Annotated in this window: 2 protein-coding genes; both read left to right on the forward strand. The window is 65.7% G+C overall.

Annotation, left to right across the window (positions count from 1 at the left end; all coding sequences use genetic code 11):
* Window positions 1-3: 3 nt before the first annotated feature.
* Window positions 4-18,501 carry a non-ribosomal peptide synthetase gene (locus B9C43_RS47680; RefSeq protein ID WP_084433940.1) on the forward strand — a complete coding sequence of 6,166 codons (18,498 nt, stop codon included), beginning with the start codon at window positions 4-6 and terminating at the stop codon, window positions 18,499-18,501.
* On the forward strand, window positions 18,498-19,706 hold the full coding sequence (locus B9C43_RS47685) for an MFS transporter (RefSeq protein WP_084433941.1): 1,209 nt from the start codon (window positions 18,498-18,500) through the stop codon (window positions 19,704-19,706). The genes B9C43_RS47680 and B9C43_RS47685 overlap by 4 nt, the downstream gene beginning before the upstream one ends.
* Window positions 19,707-19,717 lie beyond the last annotated feature (11 nt).

The following is a 19,717-nucleotide window of genomic DNA, read 5'->3' on the forward strand; positions in this document are numbered from 1 at the left end:
ACCATGGCATCAAGAGCGGACCGGATCTCCGCGCTGCCCGCACACCTGCAGGAAGCGCTGCGCAAAAGACTCGCAGGCAAGGGCTCGGCGGACGCGATCGCCAAGGCGGACCGCACTGGCCCGCTGCCGCTGTCGTTCTCCCAGCGCAGGCTGTGGTTCCTGAGTGAGTTCCAGCCGGATGAGAACGAGTACAACAGTGCGTTCGCGCTGCGCCTGACCGGCCAGTTGGACGTTGACGCGCTGTCCGCGGCACTCCAGGAGCTGTCGCGGCGGCACGAGTCCATGCGGACGACGTTCGATGAGGTGGACGGCGAGGGTGTGCAGATCGTGCACCCCGCCGTCGACCTCCCACTCTCCATCGTGGACTGCACACCAGCCGATGTGGACGATGTGCTGCGCGCGGAGTTCGGCAAGCCGTTCGACATCAGGAACGGCCCGCTGTTCCGGGCCGCACTTGCCCGGCTGTCCTCGACCGAGCACATCCTGCTGCTGAGCTCGCACCACATCGTGGTCGACGGCTGGTCGATGGGTGTTCTCGCCGAAGAACTCAGCACGCTCTACGCGGGCGGCTCCTTGCCGGAACCTTCGCTGCAGTACGCGGATTTCGCGGTATGGCAGCGTGAACAGGACCTCACGCCACACCTCGACTATTGGCAACAGCACCTGGACGGCATCGCGCCGCTGGAGTTGCCGACCGATCACCCACGACCGGCGGTCCGCACTTCAGCGGGCGCGATGCACGAGTTCGTGGTCCCGGCTGAGCTGGTCACCCGGCTCGCTGAGCTTGCCAGGGCCAGTGACACGACGTTGTTCTCGGTCTTGCTCACCGCGTGCAAGGTGCTGTTCGCGCGGTATGCGGGGCAGCAGGACATCGCTCTCGGCACAGTCACGTCAGGCCGTGGTCGCGAGGAGCTGCATCGGCTGGTCGGATTCTTCGTCAACACCGTCGTCGTACGGTCCACAATCGACTCGTCTCGTTCCTTCACCTCGTTGCTGACGGACGTCCGTGACACCGTGCTTGACGCGTTCGCTCACGACGCAGTGCCGTTCGACCGGCTCGTGCACGCCGAACGGGACCTCAGCCGAAATCCGCTGTTCGACGTGATGGTTCTGCTGCAGAACGCGGACAAGCCGCTGCCGACGTTCCCCGGCCTGGAAGTCGAGGAGGTCAGCCTGCCGCGGTGGGCGTCGAACTTCGATCTCACTGTGGAGTTCCGTGAACGCGGCGGCGCGGTCGAAGGCGTGCTCGAGTACAACACCGATCTGTTCGACACACCGACCATCGACCGCACAGCCAAGCACTTGCTCGCCCTGCTCGAAGCCGTGACCGCCACGCCCGGCGTTCCTGTCGGCGATCTGGCGCTGGGTGAGGTGCCGGACGGGCTCGGAGTGGTTGTGCCTTTGCCGGACGTGACCTATCCGGCGCTGTTCGAGGCGCAGGCACATCGGATCCCGGGCAAACGAGCGCTCGTTTTCCAGGACAGGGAGTACTCCTTCGCGGAGCTGAACTCGTGGGCCAACCAGATCGCGCACTGGCTGATCGCCCAGGGTGCCGGGCCGGAACGCGTTGTGGCGCTTGCGCTGCCGCGAACCGCGGAGATGATCGCCGCGATCCTGGCGGTGTTCAAGACGGGTGCGGTGTACCTGCCGGTCGACCCCAAGCAACCGGCCGACCGGATCGCGGAGATCGTCGAGGACGCCACACCGGTCGTTGTGGTGACCGAACTGCCAGATCTCTCCGGCAACCCGGAGACCGATCCGTTTACCCAGGTGCGGCCGGACCAAGCGGCTTACGTGATCTACACGTCCGGCTCGACCGGCAAGCCCAAAGGCGTCGTGGTCGAGCACCGGCAGCTGGTGAACCTGCTGTTCAACCATCGTGCCCAGTTCCCGGCGAACATGCGGGTCGCGCTGACGGCGGTGTTCTCGTTCGACACCTCGCTGGAAGGCCTGGTGTTCCTGGCCGACGGCCACGAACTGCACCTGATCGACGAGTCGGTCCGGCTCGACCCTGAGGCGCTCGTCGACTACGTGGCCCGCCGGCGCATCGACTTCATGGACCTGACGCCGTCGTTCCTCCAGCAACTCATCCCAGCGGGGCTGTTGGACCATGCGCGGATCCTGATGCTCGGCGGCGAAGCACTCGGCGAATCACTGTGGCAGCAGCTCGCCAAGTCGACCGTGCGGGCATACAACTTCTACGGCCCAACCGAATGCACGGTCGACGCGTTGTCCTGCGAGGTCACCGGGGACCGACCCGTCGTCGGGCTGCCATTGCAGAACTTGCAGGCTTACGTCCTTGATGACCGGCTACGCCCGCAACCCGTTGGTATTCCCGGCGAGTTGTTCCTGGCCGGGGCGCAAGTCGCGCGCGGCTACCTGAACCGGCCAGGGTTGACCGCGGATCGGTTCATTGCCAACCCCTTTGAGCCCGGCACGCGGATGTACCGCACGGGCGACCGCGCCCGCTGGACGGACACCGGCCTGGAATACCTGGGCCGTACCGACGACCAGGTCAAGATCCGCGGGTTCCGGATCGAGCCGGGCGAGGTCGAGGCCGCGCTGCTGCGCCATCCCGGTGTGGCCGAGGCCGTGGTCGTGGCCAGGGAAGACAACGGGCACAAGCGCTTGGTCGCGTACGTTGTCCCGGTCGGTGCGCTCGACCTGCGTGGCTGGTTGAAGGGCATCCTGCCCGACTACATGGTCCCGTCGGTGTTCGTCGAACTCCACGAGCTGCCGCTGACCTCCAGCGGGAAAGTCGACCGGCGCGCCCTGCCGGAACCGGATTTCGGTTCCGAAGCGCGCGGAATTGTCGAACCCCGCACCGAAATCGAACGCGAGCTGGTCCGGATCTGGACCGAAGTACTTGGCGTCGGCCGGATCGGGGTCGAGGACAACTTCTTCGGCCTCGGCGGCGACTCGATCCTCAGCATCCAGGTGGTCTCCCGAGCCCGCCAGGCCGGAATCCGGCTGACCTCGCTGGACATCTTCCGGCATCAGACCATTGCCGAACTCGCGACCGGTGCCCGGCTCGCGACCGAAGCCGACACGCCCGCACAGGAGCCGGTCGGACCGGCACCGCTTGGCCCGATCCAGCATTGGTTCTTCCAGACGCACGGCCAGTTGCCCGATTACACGATGTCCGTGCTGCTTGAACTCGAACCGGACATCGACGCATCGGCGCTGCGGACTGCCTTCGAAGCCGTCGTCGCACATCACCCAGCGTTGACCACGTCATTCTCGGACAGTCAGCAGACGGCCGGGACAGGTGAAGCGATCTTCGAGGTCGGCACGCCGTTCACCCGTGACGGCCTCGACCTCGCGCAGGGCCGGATGATCAAGACGGTCCTCACCGGATCCCAGCTGTTCATCGCGGTGCATCACCTCGTCATGGACGGTGTGTCGTGGCGCATCCTGCTCGGCGATCTGGAGACCGCCTATCGCCAGGCCCGATCCGGCCAACCGGTGCATCTGCCGCCGGCGAGCACGCCGTTCGGTGTGTGGACTCGGCGCCTGGCTGATCATGTTGCGGCAGGCGGGTTCCAGGACGATATCGGCTATTGGCAAGCCGAGATCCCAGTTGACGACAAGGCAGTCGGATCATCGAAGAGTATTGAGGTCCGGCTGCCCCCGGCGGAAACTGACGCGCTCCTGCACTCGGTGCCTGATGCGTACCGCACTCAGGTCAACGAGGTACTTCTCAGCGCACTGGGTCGCGTCCTGTCCGACTGGACAGGGCGGGACGAGGTCGCCATCGCGGTCGAGGGCCATGGCCGCGAGGAGATCTTCGACGACATCGACCTGTCCCGGACCATCGGCTGGTTCACCACCCAGTTCCCGCTCGTCCTGCGGCTGCCGGCCGATGATTGGGGCGACACGCTCAAGTCCGTCAAAGAACAGGTGCGGGCGGTCCCGCACCGGGGACTGAGCTACGAGGCGCTGAAGTACCTCGGCGGCGAGCCGGTGGGTGAGTTGCCGCAGATCTGCTTCAACTACCACGGGACTCTCGAGCTGACCGGTGGGTTCATCCGCGATCGGCTGGAAAGCCCCGGGCAGGACGGACCGAGGACCTACCTGCTGGACGTCACCGGTCTTGTCGAAGCCGGTGAACTGGCCCTGACCTGGGAGTACTCGCCCGAGGCGCACGACGAGCAGACCATCCGCACGCTGGCTTCGAACCTCGTCGAAGCGCTGCGCGCGATCGTCGGGCATTGCGCCGAGCCGGGTGCGGGCGGCCGGACTCCGTCGGACTTCCCTCTGGTCAAGCTCACGCAGCAGCAGATCGACCGGCTCGGCCGGACGGTCGAGGATGTCTACCCGTTGACGCCGCTGCAGGCCGGAATGCTGTTCCACAGCTTGGTGGAAGCCGACGCCTATGTGGACGAGATCGCGATCGTGCTTGACGGCGTCACCGATCCGCAGGCGTTGGGCGCGGCTTGGCAACGGGTCGTCGACCGCACGCCGGTGCTGCGTACGAGCGTGCTGTGGCAGGACGTCGACCAGCCCGTGCAAGTCGTCCACCGTGACGTCACTGTGCCTGTGACGTATGGGAAACCTGAATCGGGCGGCTTCGATCTCACTGAGCCGCCGCTGACCCGCATCGCGATCGAACAGCTCGGTGCCGACCGGGTCAAGGTGACCTGGACGTCCCATCACATCCTGATGGACGGGTGGAGCACCGCCCAGGTCTTCGCCGAGGTGTGCGACGAGTACCGCAAGCCCACAGCGGTTTCCCGGCGGCCGTTCCGCGACTACCTGCGATGGTTGGCAGCGCAGGATCACCAAGCCGCCGAGCAGTACTGGCGCGACACGCTGTCCGGAGTGGACGCGAAGACGCCACTGCCGTTCGACCGGCCACCCCAGGAAGCGCACCAGGCCGAATCAACCGAGTCGATCAAACTGACGATTCCGGACGTTCGCCGTGTCGCGCAGCGCAACGGATTGACTGCCAACACGATCGTCCAGGGCGCCTGGGCACTGTTGCTCGGGCGCTACAGCGGGCAGTCCGATGTGGTCTTCGGCACGACCGTGTCCGGCAGGCCCGCGGAGCTGCCAGGGGTCGAGTCGATGGTCGGCATGTTCATCAACACGGTGCCGGCCCGTGTCGACGTCTCCGGTTCCCAGGACGTGGCTGCCTGGCTGAGGGATCTGCAGGCAGCGCAGAGCGAGTCGAGGCGCTTCGACTTCATGTCGTTGGCCCAGATCCACGCGTCGTTCGACAGCGTGGTGGTGTTCGAGAACTACCCCCTCAGCGACGCGACGACCGAGCCGCGTGTGGTCGAAGTACAGGCGAAGGACAACACGACGTTCCCGTTGACGTTGTCAGCACACCTGGACGACGACCTGCACCTGGAACTCGCTTACGACCCAAGGCTGTTCGACCGCACGACCGCGCAGCGGATGGCCGAGCGGCTGGAAATGATCATCACCGGGCTCGATCCGGAGATCCGGCTCGCGGACGTGCCGTGGATGTCGGCCGCCGAGCAGGACTTCGTCCTGGCTGAGGGTGCCGGTGTCTCGCTGGAAGTCCCGGAGTACACCTACCCGGAGATCTTCCAGCGGCAAGTCCAGCGCACGCCAGAGCGAACCGCGCTGGTGTTCCAAGACCAGCGCTACAGCTATGCCCAGCTGAATGTTCAGGCGAACCGGCTGGCGCATTGGCTGATCGCTCAAGGAGCCGGGACTGAGCAAGTCGTTGCTCTGAAGCTGCCGAGGACGGCCGAGATGATCGTGGCCATCCTCGCGGTGTTCAAAGCGGGTACGGTGTATCTCCCGATCGATCGGGAGCTGCCCGAGTCCCGGGTGGACATGATGCTCAACGACGCCCAACCCGCCGTCGTCCTGGAAGCCATGCCCGATCTCGAAGGCTTCTCAGCCTCGGATCCGGCTCCGCCGCGGATGGATCACGCCGCCTACATCATCTACACCTCCGGCTCCACCGGCTTGCCCAAGGGTGTGGTCGTCGAACACCGAGGACTGGCCAACTTGGTGGCCAACCATCGTTCGGTCTTCCCACCGGACATGCGAGTGGCCCTGACCGCGGCGTTCTCGTTCGACACGTCGTTGGAAGGCTTGGCGCTGCTGGCCACCGGCAACGAGTTGCACGTGATCGACGACGATGTCCGCCGGGATCCAGTGGCCCTGATCGGCTACGTCACCAGGAACGGCATCGACTTCCTTGACCTGACCCCGTCCTATCTGCGGCAGCTGATCCCGGTGGGGTTGCTGGACGTCGCCACCGTGTTGAGCATTGGTGGCGAGGCGATCGACGCGGACCTCTGGCAGCACCTGGTCCGAGTGAACGCGTACAACTTCTACGGTCCGACCGAAGCCACAGTGGACACTGTGTCCTGCCGGATCGAGGGCGACCGGCCGGTGATCGGCCGGGCCCTGGCCAACCAACAGGTTTACGTCCTCGATGAGGAGATGTCGCTGGTACCGCCTGGCGTTCCCGGAGAGTTGTACCTCGCCGGCTCGCAGCTCGCGCGTGGTTACCTGAACCGTCCTGGCCTGACCGCGGACCGGTTCGTCGCGAACCCCTTCGCGCCTGGCCGGATGTACCGGACCGGTGACCTGGCCCGCTGGACCGACTCGGGACTTGAGTACCTCGGTCGTGCCGACGACCAGGTGAAGATCCGTGGCTTCCGGATCGAGCCGAGTGAGATCGAGCAACGCCTGCTCCAACGCACGGATGTGCGGGCAGCGGCCGTGATCGCGCGGGCTGGCCGGTTGATCGCCTACGTGGTGGGCGAAGTCGATGGGCTGCGCACCTACCTGAGCGAGATCCTGCCGGACTACATGGTTCCCGCCGCCTTTGTTCCCCTTGCCGAACTGCCACTGACCACAAGCGGAAAGCTCGACAAGCGCGCCCTGCCGAACCCTGATTTCTCGGTAGGCGAAGGCTATGTCGAGCCCGTCGGCCGAGTGGAATGCGCGGTTGCCCAGATTTGGTCGGACGTGCTCGGTGCCGGGCGAGTCGGCGCGCAGGACAACTTCTTCGAACTCGGTGGCGATTCAATTCTCAGCATTACCGTGGTGGCTCGCCTGCGGGCGGAATTCGGTGTGCAGCTCTCGCCACGCGTGATCTTCCAGAACCCGACCGTCGCAGGCCTGGCCGCGGCAATTCCGCTTGGCGGGCAGGAAACTGCGATTCAACGGGCTTCGCGTGAGAACGTCCCACTTTCCTTTGCCCAGCAGCGACTGTGGTTCCTTGACCAGTTCGAGCCGGACAGCTCCGAGTACATCACTCCGACGGTCTTGCGGCTGCGCGGCGAACTGGACGTCGACCGGCTCACCTACGCGATGACCGAACTCGTCGCCCGGCACGAATCACTGCGGACCACGTTTCCGTCGCAGACACAGGTGATCCACCCGCCGTCGGCGATCGAGCTGCCCGTGATCGACCTGCCGGAAACCGAGCTCGATCGGGTTCTCGCCATCGAGAGCAGGCGGCCGTTCGACCTGAGCACCGGCCCGTTGTTCCGGCCGTTGCTGATCCGGATCTCCGATGTGGACCACGTCCTGGTGCTGAGCCTGCACCACATCATCACCGACGGATGGTCGACCGGTGTGCTGACCGACGACCTCAGCGCCCTGTACAACGGCTCCCCGCTCGAAGATCTGCCGATCCAGTACGCGGATTTCGCGGCGTGGCAGCGGGAACGGCTGTCCGAGCCGGTCCTGACCGGTCAGCTCGACTACTGGCGGCGCAAGCTGGACGCAATCGAGCCCCTGGACCTGCCGACCGACCGGCCACGGCCATCGGTGTTCACGTCAGCGGGCGCGATGACCGAGTTCACGATCCCCGCGGACGTGACGGCCCGGCTGCGTGAGGTCGCACGGGCCAAGGACAGCACCCTGTTCATGACCCTGATCGCGGCATGTCAGGTCCTGCTGGCCCGGTACTCCGGGCAGGACGACATCGCCATCGGCACGGTCGCTTCCGGCCGGGAACGCGCGGAGCTCGAGCGGGTGGTCGGCTTCTTCATCAACACCCTGGTGCTTCGGTCCACTGTGGACCTCTCGGCGACCTTCGACGATTTCCTCAGCGACGTCCGGGAGAACGTCCTGGCTGCGTTCGCCAATCAGGAAGTCCCGTTCGAACGGGTCGTCGACGCCGTGCAGCCGCAGCGCGACACCAGCCGTAACCCGTTGTTCGACGTGATGGTGTTGCTGCAGAACACCCCGGAGTCGGTGCCCAGGCTGAACGGCCTGCAGGTCGACGAGGTCGTGGTTCCGGTCGTATCGGCCGCCTGCGACATGACCTTCGAGTTCCAGGAACACGACGACGTCCTGCTCGGCGCGGTCGAATACAACACGGACCTCTTCGACGCGGCGACGATCGAGCGCTTGGTCGACCATCTGAGGACTCTGCTGGCCGCGATCGAGGGGGACCGGAGGCTAGGGACACTCCTGGCAGCGGACGACCGGATACCCACGACCACGGTCGCGGTGCCTGACGCGACCTACCCCGAGCTGTTCGAGGCTCAGGCCGCACGCACACCGGACAAGACAGCTCTGGTCTTCCGAGACGAGGTACTGACCTTTGCCGAGTTGAACGCTCGCGCGAATCGACTGGCGCACTGGCTGATCTCGCACGGCGCCGGGCCTGAGCAAGTGGTTGCGCTGAGCCTGCCGCGGACCACCGACATGGTCGTGGCGATCCTGGCGGTGTTCAAGGCCGGTGCGGTGTACCTCCCGCTCGACCCCGATCTACCCGACGACCGAAGGAAATTCGTTCTCGACGACACAAAACCGCTGCTGGTGCTGGAGAACCTGCCTGATTCCGGTGAATGTTCGAACCCGGTCCGGGCGCTGCGAAGCGACCACGCGGCGTACATCATCTACACCTCGGGTTCGACCGGTCAGCCCAAAGGCGTTGTCGTCGAACACCGGCAGCTCGTCAACCTCCTGGCCAATCACCGTGCGGTGTTCCCGCCGGACATGCGCGTGGCATTGACAGCCGCGTTCTCGTTCGACACCTCGCTGGAAGGCCTGGTGCTGCTGGCCGACGGCCACGAACTGCACCTGATCGACGACGACACCCGCCGCGATCCGGATGCCTTGGTCGAGTACGTCGCCGCGAACAGGATCGACTTCCTCGACCTCACTCCGTCCTACCTGCGACAGCTGATCCCGGCAGGCTTGCTGGATCACGCGCGAGTGCTGATGCTCGGCGGCGAGGCTCTGGACACCCAGCTGTGGCAGCAACTTCATGACGTGGAGGCGTACAACTTCTACGGCCCGACCGAGTGCACTGTGGACGCGTTGTCCTGCCGAGTCACGGGTGACCGCCCGGTGATCGGCGTGCCGCTGCACAACCTGCGGGCGTACGTTCTGGACGACTACCTACAGCCGGTACCTGAAGGCGTCCCCGGCGAGCTCTACCTTGCTGGGCCCCAAGTTGCTCGCGGCTACCGCAACCGGCCAGGTCTGACGGCGGCCCGGTTCCTGGCGGACCCGTTCGAGCCTGGCCGGATGTACCGGACCGGTGACCGTGTTCGCTGGACAGGCGCGGGCGTGGAGTTCCTCGGCCGGACGGACGACCAAGTCAAGATCCGTGGCTTCCGGATCGAGCCGGGTGAAGTCGAGGCGCGTCTGCTTGGGCATCCGTCGGTGCGGGCCGCGGCGGTGATCGCCCGGGACAACAGGCTTGTCGCGTACGTGGTCGGCCCGACGTCCGGCCTGCGTGAGTACGTGAGCCAGACTTTGCCGGACTACCTGGTGCCATCGGTGTTCGTCGAGCTGGACCGGTTACCGCTGACCATCAGCGGCAAGCTGGACCGCCGGGCACTGCCCGATCCGGAGATCAACGTCGAGACCGCGCATGTCGCCCCTCGGACCCCGGTGGAACAGGTCCTGGCCGACATCTGGGCCGAGGTGCTGGGTATCGCGAAGGTCGGCGTGGAAGACAACTTCTTCGCCCTCGGTGGCGACTCCATCCTGAGCATCCAGGTGGTGTCCCGTGCGCGGCAGGCGGGACTGCGGGTCACGTCCAAGGACGTTTTCCTGCACCCAACGGTCGCTCGTTTGGCCGCGGTGACAACGGCTTCGCAGACCCATGAGCTTCCTGAGATTGCTGGACCGGCGCCGCTGACTCCGATCCAGCACTGGTTCTTCGAGCATGGCGCGCCCAAGCACTTCACCATGTCCATGTTCGTGGAGCTGGCGGAGGATCTGGACGAGGACGCTCTGCGCGCCGCGATCGAGGCCGTTGTCGAGCGCCACGAGTCCCTCCGAACGCGGTTCTTCAAGGTCGACGGCGAGTGGCGGCAGGACGTCGGTCCTGCGCATGACGTCTTCCGCAAGGGCGAGGACTACGAAACCGCAGTGGCGGCTCAGGCCAGTGTGGACTTCGAGCACGGCCCGATGCTGCGTGCGGTGCTGTTCCCCGGCCGTAGGTTGTTCCTGACCGTCCACCACCTGGCGATCGACGGCGTGTCCTGGCGGATCCTGCTGGGCGACTTGGAAACGGCGTATCACCAGATCAAGGCCGGGCGTCCGGTGGACCTCAGGCCGAAGGGTGTTTCGTTCCGCCAGTGGGCGCACAGGCTCGTCGAGTACGTGCAGTCCGGCGCGTTCCAGGATGATTCCTGGACGCCGACCCAGTTCGCCATCCCGATTGACCACAGTGGACAGAACACGGCCGAGTCCGCGCGGAACGTCCAAGTCCGGCTCAGTCGTGCCGAGACCACAGCGTTGCTGCATGACGTCCCCGGCGTCTATCGGACTCAGGTCAACGATGTGCTGCTGAGCGCGCTTGGTCGTGCGCTTGGTCGGTGGACCGGTCAGGATGAAGTGGCCGTGACACTGGAAGGTCACGGCCGCGAGGAGATCTTCGACGACCTCGACCTGTCCCAGACCGTCGGCTGGTTCACCACCCAGTTCCCGGTGTCCCTGCGCGTCCCGGGTACTGACTGGGGCCGGACGCTCAAGGCGGTCAAGGAACAGCTCCGCGCGATTCCCCATCGCGGCCTGAGCTACGAGGCGTTGAAGTACATCGGCGGACGTGAGCTCGGGGAACTGCCCGAGATCTGTTTCAACTATCACGGCCAGTGGGGTGCAGCCGAGGAACAGGGCCTCTACCGTCGTTCGCTGCCGGGGATCGGTTCGGACGTCGCGCCCGGCCACGACCGGGGTTTCCTCGTGGACATCACGGGTGCGATCGAAGATGGCGAACTCCGTCTCGACTGGGAGTACTCGAGCAACATCCACGACCACGAGACCATCCGTACGGTCGCCGAGGACGTGCTCACGGCCCTGCGAGAGATCATCGCCCACTGCGGACAGTCCGAAGGTGGCTACACGCCGTCGGACTTCCCGTTGGCGAAGCTCACCCAGGAACAGGTGGACTCGTTCGGCACTGGCATCGAGGACATCTACCCGTTGACGCCACTGCAGGCAGGCATGCTGTTCCACAGCCTGACCGACAACAAGGCGTACTTCAACGAGACCCGGCTGCGCCTGACCAACGTCACGGACGTCCAGCGGCTGATCGACGCGTGGCAGGCGACTGTGGACGCCCATCCGATCCTGCGTACCTCTGTGCGCTGGGAGGATGAACCCATCCAGATCGTCCACAGTGACGTGCGGTTGCCGGTCAACTCGGATGACGAACTCGACCTCACTCAGGCACCCCTGATGAGCCTGGCGATCACACAACTGCCCGGCAACGAGGTCGATCTGGTGTGGACCTCGCATCACATGCTCCTCGACGGCTGGAGCAACGCGCAGGTGTTCACTGAAGTCATCGAGCGGTACGCCGGTCAGTACACCCCGGTGCACCGCAGGCCGTTCCGCGACTACCTGGAGTGGCTCAGCAACCAGGACACCGAGGCAGCCGACCGGCACTGGCGCGAAGTGCTTGCCGGGTTCGAGTCACCGACTCCGCTACCGTTCGACCGGCCGCCGGCAGCGTCCCACCAGAGCGAGTCGTGTGCCGCAGTCTCGCTAGCCGTGCCCTCCGATCGGCTGCTGGAAATCTCGCGTCGCCGCGGGCTGACCGTCAACACGTTGGTGCAAGGCGCGTGGGCGCTGTTGTTGTCGCGGTACAGCCGTGAACGGGACATCGTCTTCGGGACCACTGTGTCCGGACGTCCCGCCGAGTTGCCCGGCGTGGAATCGATGATCGGCATGTTCATCAACACCGTGCCGACGCGGGTCAAGATCGACGGCCAGCAGCCGCTCGCCGACTGGCTCGGCGCGATCCAGCGCGCTCAGGCCGAATCGAGACGTTTCGAGTACACCGCGCTGAGCAGGGTGCAGGCGTTGTCCGGGGTGCAGAACCTGTTCGACAGCCTCGTGGCGTTCGAGAACTACCCGATCGGCGCGGAGACGATTCCGGGTGCGCCCGGAGTCGAGGAGATCGAGGGCGTCGACACCACGAACCTGCCGCTCGCTGTCCGGGCGTACCTCGATGATCAGCTCCACGTCGAACTCGCGTACGACCCGAAGCTGTTCGACCCGCTGACCGTCGAGCGGATGGCCAAACGCTTGCGCCTGCTCATCTCGGCACTGCCGGACGCACTCGACCAGCCCGTCGACACCTTGCCGTGGCTGACCGAGGCCGAGCACGAACGCCTGCTGGCCGAGTGGACGGGCGCGGTGACCGAGCTGCCGGACGCGTCGATTCCCAAGCTGTTCGAGGCGCAAGTGGACCGTACGCCGGATGCGCTCGCCGTCGACCACCTGACATATCGCGAGGTCAACGCGCTCGCGAACCGGCTGGCCCACCGGCTCTCGGTGCAACCGGAGGAGCGCGTCGGTGTCCTGATGGAACGCTCGGCCGACCTGGTGATCGCTCTGCTGGCCATTGTCAAGGCTGGCGGCGCCTACCTGCCGCTGGACAGCCGGGCACCGCTGGACCGGTTGCGTTCACTGCTGACTGAGAGCGGAGTGTCAGTACTCGTCACCGATGACGCTTGGCAGTCCGTGGCTTCCCAGGTCCACAGTGGAGACGTCGTCCTGGTCGCAGGGGACGGCCCTGACCACAACCCGGGCGCCCCGGTTCATCCCGATCAGCTCGCGTACGTCATGTACACCTCGGGGTCGACCGGCAAACCGAAAGGTGTGGCGGTTCGGCACCGCGATGTCGTGGCCTTGGCTCAGGATCAACGACTGCGCTGCCATGAGCGCGTGCTTTTCCACTCACCGCAGGCGTTTGACGCGTCGACATACGAGATCTGGGTGCCGTTGCTCAACGGCGGCTCGGTCGTCGTCGCTCCTCCCGGTGAGGTCGACACAACGCTGCTCCGGCAGATGATCACCGAACGGGACGTGACGGCTCTGTTCCTGACCGTCGGCTTGTTCCGCATGGTGGCCGCAGACGATCCCGGGTGTCTGACTGGCGTACGCGAGGTGTGGACCGGTGGCGAAGCTGTTCCCGCATCGGCAATCCGGCGGGTTCAGGAAGCCTGTCCCGACACGACTGTGTTCGATGTCTACGGGCCAACGGAGACGACGACCTTCGCGACCTGTCATCCGCTGGCTGAGACTCCGGACTCCGTCCCCATTGGACGACCACTGGACAACACGCGCACCTACGTACTGGATCACCGGTTGCAGCCCGTTCCGCCTGGCGTGCCAGGGGAGCTGTACATCGCCGGTGCCGGGCTTGCTCGTGGCTACCTGGACCGGCCTGGGCTCACCGCTGAGCGCTTCATCGCCGACCCGTTCCACTCCGGTGAACGCATGTACCGCACCGGTGATGTCGTGCGGTGGACCGGTGTTCTGGAGTACCTCGGCAGGATCGACGACCAGGTCAAGATCCGTGGTTTCCGGATCGAGCCGGGCGAGGTGGCGGCGGTGCTGGCCGCGCATCCGAGCGTCTCGGACATCGCGGTGATCGCCCGGGACAAGAAGCTCATCGCTTACGTCGTCCCGTCGCTGGATCCGGCGTTGCAGGAGTTCGCGACCCGGATGCTGCCGGACTACCTTGTGCCGTCAGCGTTTGTCGGCCTGGACGAACTGCCGCTCACGGTCAACGGAAAGCTCGATCGCCGAGCGTTGCCCGATCCGGCGATCGACGCCGTTCAGTACGTCGAACCGCAGACCGCGGTCGAACGCGTGGTCGCCGAGATCTGGGCCGACCTGCTCGATGTGGACCGGGTCGGTGCGCACGACAACTTCTTCGAGCTGGGCGGAGACTCGATCATGAGCATCCGCGTCATCTCGCGGATCCGGGCCGTCTTGGGAGCTGAGGTCTCCGCGCGGGCGGTGTTCGACACGCCAACGGTGTCCGGTCTGGCAGCCGCCATCGCGCTTGATTCGGGCGCCAGAATCTCTGTGCGTGCGCGAGATTCCGTGTTGCCGTTGTCGTACGCTCAACAGCGGCTGTGGTTCCTGCACGAGTTCGATCGGGACAGCACGGAATACGTGACACCACTGGCCGTCCGCCTTTACGGTGAACTCGACACGGACGCGCTTTCCCGCGCTCTCAACGCCTTGGTCGCGCGGCACGAGTCACTCCGGACGACGTTCGAGTCGGTCGATGGCAAGGGCGTTCAGATCGTGCACGATCACTTCGACGTGCCACTGTCCGTCCTGGAAGTGTCCGATGTCGAGCAAGCGCTGGTGGAGGAGAGTCGCAGGCCGTTCGATCTCTCGACTGGCCCGCTGCTGAGGGCTCGGCTGCTGCGGATCGGGCCGGACGAGCACGTGCTCGGGTTGATCATGCATCACATCGTGACCGACGGCTGGTCGGGTGGGGTGCTGATGAACGACCTGGCCGAGCTGTACCGGGCCGAACTCACCGGCACTACTGCCGATCTGCCCGATCTGCCGATCCAGTACGCGGACTTCGCCGCGTGGCAACGGGAACAGGACTCCAGCGGGCACCTCGACTACTGGCGCAACCGCCTGGACGGTGTCGCGCCAGTGGAACTGCCGACCGACCGGCCACGGCCGCCTGTGCACACGGACAACGGTGACATCCTCGAATTCGAACTGCCGTCCGTGGACGCATTGAAGTCGCCCAACACCACGCTGTTCATGTCGCTTGTCGCGGCATGTCAAGTGGTCCTGCAGCGGTGGTCCGGGCAGAACGACATCGCGATCGGCACGGTCACCTCGGGCCGGGAACGCGCCGAACTCGAGCGCTTGGTCGGGTTCTTCGTCAACACCCTGGTTCTCCGATCCACTGTAGACACTGCTAGGACCTTCGCGGAGTTCCTGGCTGAGGTCAGGGAGACCGTGCTGGAGGCGTTCGCGCACCAGGACGTGCCGTTCGAGCACGTGGTCGACGCGGTCCAACCCGACAGGGACACCAGCAGGACTCCGCTGTTCCAGGTCATGGTCGTACTGCAGAACACGCCGGGCGGCTCGGTCGAGCTCCCAGGGCTGACAGCTGAGGACCTTGACCTTCCTGTGGTGACCGCGAGCTTCGACATCACCTTGGAATTCAGGGAAACCGCCGAGGGCTTGCACGGAGTCGTCACGTACAACACGGATCTGTTCGACGCGACGACGATTCAGCGGTTCACCGAGCACCTGACGATGGTTTTGTCCGCTGTCGCCGAGGATCCGCATCGTCCGATCCGGGAAATCCCAGCACTCACGCCGGTTGAGCAGCAACTGCTGGACGCGTGGAACGACACCGCGCGCGACGTCAAACCCTTCACTTTCCCGGAGTTGGTGGAGGCGCAGGTTGCCCGCACGCCTGACGCGCCCGCGTTGGTGTTCGAAGGCGGAGCGATGACGTATGCCGAGCTCAATGCACGGGCGAATCGGCTGGCACGGCGACTCGTCGCGCGGGGCGCTGGACCGGAACGGATCGTGGCGGTGATGTTGCCGCGTTCGGTGGAGATCATCGTCGCCGAGCTGGCCGTGGCGAAGACCGGGGCGGCCTTCCTGCCCGTGGACCCGGCCTACCCGCAGGCCCGGATCGACTTCATGCTGGCCGACGCCGCACCGGTGCTCGTCCTGACGTCGGCCGAGGACGTGGACGGCGACTCAAGCAATCTCCTGGTCGACCGGAGGCTGGAGCACCCGGCCTACGTGATCTACACGTCCGGCTCGACCGGCCGGCCAAAGGGTGTCGTGGTCAGCCATGCCGGTCTGGCGTCGTTCTCCGCAGCGGAATGCGCGCACTTCGATGTCCGGCCAGGAGACCGGGTGCTGGAATTCTCGTCGCCGAGCTTCGACGCATCGGTACTGGAACTCTGCATGTCACTGCCGGTCGGCGCGAGCCTGGTCGTCCCGCCACCAGGACCTCTGCTGGGAGAGCACTTGGCTGAGGTGCTCAGGGACAACCGGGTGACGCACGCGCTGATCCCGCCCGCCGCGATGGCGACTGTGCCTGACGTTCCATTGCCGGACTTCCGGTGCCTGATCGTCGGCGGTGACGCGTGCTCGGCCGAGCTGGTGGCCCGATGGGCTTCCGGTCGCCGGATGATCAACGCCTACGGCCCGACCGAGTCCACTGTGGTCACGTCGTGGAGCTCGCCATTGACGGCCGGTGGCTCGCCGCCGATCGGCCGGCCGATCTGGAACACCCAAGTGCATGTGCTGGACGGTTCGTTGCGGCCCGTGCCGATCGGTGTCGCCGGAGAGCTTTACGTGTCAGGCATTGGACTGGCCCGTGGGTATTTGAACCGGCCTGGGCTCACCGCGGAACGGTTCGTGGCCAACCCGTTGGGTGACGGCAGCCGGATGTACCGGACCGGTGACCTGGTGCGCTGGACCGTGCACGGTGAACTGGAGTTCCTCGGCCGGGCCGACGACCAGGTGAAGATCCGCGGCTTCCGGATCGAGCTCGGTGAGGTCGAAGCCGCCCTGCGGTCGCATCCTGCGGTGCGGTCCGCTGTCGCCGTGCTCCGGGAGGACGACGGGCACAAGCGCTTGATCGCGTACACCGTGCCGGTCGTCCCGGAAGACATTCGGGAGTTCCTCGGCCAGAGCCTGCCTGAGTACCTGATCCCGGCCGCGTTCATGGCCTTGGACTCGGTGCCGATGAGCCCGAACGGCAAGGTCGATCGCGCCGCCTTGCCTGAACCCGAAGCCGGATCGGACGAGGGATATGTCGCGCCCGAAGGGCCGATCGAGACGGCGTTGGCCGAGATCTGGGCCGATGTTCTCGGCTTGCCCAGGGTCGGTGTGCACGACAGCTTCTTCAAGCTGGGCGGCGACTCGATCCTGAGCATCCAGGTGGTGGCCAGGGCCAGGCAGGCCGGGCTGCGGATCGCCACCAAGGACGTGTTCCTGCACCAGACCATCGCGTCCATGGCGCCGCTGGTGACCGTGATCGAAGCCACCGAAGACGACCGTGCGCCCGTGGTCGGGCCGGTTCCGCTCACGCCGATCCAGCGGTGGTTCTTCACCGAACGGCAAGGAAACCCGCACCACTTCAACCAATCACACCTGGTCGAGCTGGCGCCGGATGTCAAGGTCGACGCGCTGCGGTCGGCCTTCGAGGCGTTGGTTGTGCACCACGACGCTCTGCGCATGCGGTTCTCGTGCACGGATGGCTCATGGTCGCAGGAGAACGCCCCGATTTCGCCCGCCGAGATCCTTCAAGTGGTGTCCGATGTGGACATGGTGGGGTTCGCCGACAGTGTGCACGCGAGCTTCGACATCGGGACTGGCCCGCTGATCAAGGCTGTGCTGTTCGACAACCAGCAGCTGTTGATCGTCGTGCATCACCTTGTGGTCGACGGGGTGTCGTGGCGAGTGCTTCTCGACGACCTCGACACCGCCTATCACCAGGCACTGCGCGGCTCGCCAATAGACCTCGGCGCCAAGACGACCTCGTTCCGCGACTGGTCACGCAAGCTCACCGAGCACGTTCAGGAGGGCGGCTTCGACCAGGAACTGGACTTCTGGTCCGGGGTGCGGGTCGTCGAAATGCCGGTGGACCACCAGGGGACTGGCCCGGTCGACTCGGTGTCAGTGCTGCTCAGCGCCGAGGACACCGACGCACTTCTGCGTGGAGCCCCGACCGCGTATCGCACCGGGCTGCACGATGTGTTGCTGGCGGCATGTGCTTGGGCATTGGCCGAGGACGGCCTGGTTTCGTTCGATCTCGAAGGCCACGGCCGGGAAGACGTCCTGGACGACGTCGACCTGTCGAGGACCGTCGGATGGTTCACATCGATGTTCCCGGTCACCCTCACTGTCCCTGATGGACGCTGGCGTGACATTGTCAGGTCTGTCCGCAAACAGATGCGTGCGGTCCCGCGCAACGGCTTCGGCTACGGCCCGCTGCGGTACCTCACCGACCGTCTGCCGGAGATTCCACGCCCGCAAGTCTCGTTCAACTACCTCGGCCAGTTCGACTCCGGCGGTGTCTCGTCGGGACTGTATCGGGCGATGAAGACGTCCATCGGCCAGGAACAGGACGAGAACGCGGTGCCCGAGCACCTGATCGACATCGTCGGCGAGGTCGGCGACGGCCGGCTCGGGTTCTCCTGGTACTTCCGGTCCGACCGCTACCGGCGCGCCACGGTCGAAGCACTGGTCGAGAAGTTCGCACAAGCCCTCAGGACGATGGCCGAGGAGTGCCGATGACGACCGTTCCGTTGCGGCGTAACCGGAACTACACCTTGCTGTGGGCCGGCCAAGCAGTCTCCGAGGTCGGCTTCAGCACCACGATGATCGCGTTCCCCTTGCTGGTACTGGCGATCACGGGCTCACCTGCGGCGTCCGGTTTGGTCCTCGGAGCCGATGCCGCGGCACAGCTGCTGGCCGGGCTGCCCGCGGGAGCGCTCGTGGATCGCTGGGACCGCAAGCGGATCATGCTGTGGTGTGAGGCCGCGATGGCCGCGGCGGTCGGCAGCCTGGCGCTCGCCTTGTGGTGGGACAGCGCGAGTTTGGCGCACATGGTGCTGGTCGCGGTGATCATGGGAGTCTGCCGTGCCTTGTTCGAACCAGCTGAGGACGCGTGTCTGACTCGGCTGGTACCCGAAGAACAGCTGGCGACGGCGATCTCGCTGAATGCGGCCCGGTCGTCGATCGGCCAGATGGCCGGAACCGCGCTCGGTGGCGTCCTGTTCGCGATCGGCCGGGTCGTGCCGTTCCTTGTGGACATGATCACGCACCTGATCTCGCTGATCTCGTTGGCATTCCTGCGGGTTCCGTATCGCGAGGTCGAGCGGGCGCCGATCGGGAACATCGGCAAGGAGATAGCCGAAGGCCTGCGGTGGGTGTGGAGCCATCGGCATGTCCGGGTGACCGCGCTGTGCGCGGTGAGCCTGAACTTCTTTTTCAACGCGTTCTACATCGTGATCATCGTGCTGGCCAACGCCAGGGGAGTGCCTGCGGGGCAGATCGGCCTGATGGCCGCGATGCTCGGGTTCGGCGGCTTGCTCGGGTCGCTGCTCGCGCCGACACTGCACCGGATCCTGCACCCGTGGGTGTCCATCATGGCCGTGTTCTGGATGGTCACGCTGCTCACCCCGTTAACCATCCTGGCGCCCAACGGATACGTGCTCGGTGCGTTGTTCGCGGGCATGTCCTTCCTCGCGCCGACAGCCAACACAACCATCAACACCCACCAGTTGCTGCTCACCCCAGACGACCTGCGCGGCAGGTTGAGCGGCGTGATGAACGTCGTCGTCGGCGCAGCGGCAGCCGCCGGACCTGCCGCGGGCGGCGTGCTGGTGGAGTTCGTCGATGGCACTGTCGCGGTGCTCTGGTGCACCGCGGGCATGGCCGCGGTCTCTTTGCTCGTCACAGTCAGCCCGGTACTGCGCCGGTTCCCGGTATCTGTCTAGAAAGGACATCC

The sequence above is a fragment of the Kibdelosporangium aridum genome, from assembly GCF_900176515.1.
Classification (GTDB): domain Bacteria; phylum Actinomycetota; class Actinomycetes; order Mycobacteriales; family Pseudonocardiaceae; genus Kibdelosporangium; species Kibdelosporangium aridum.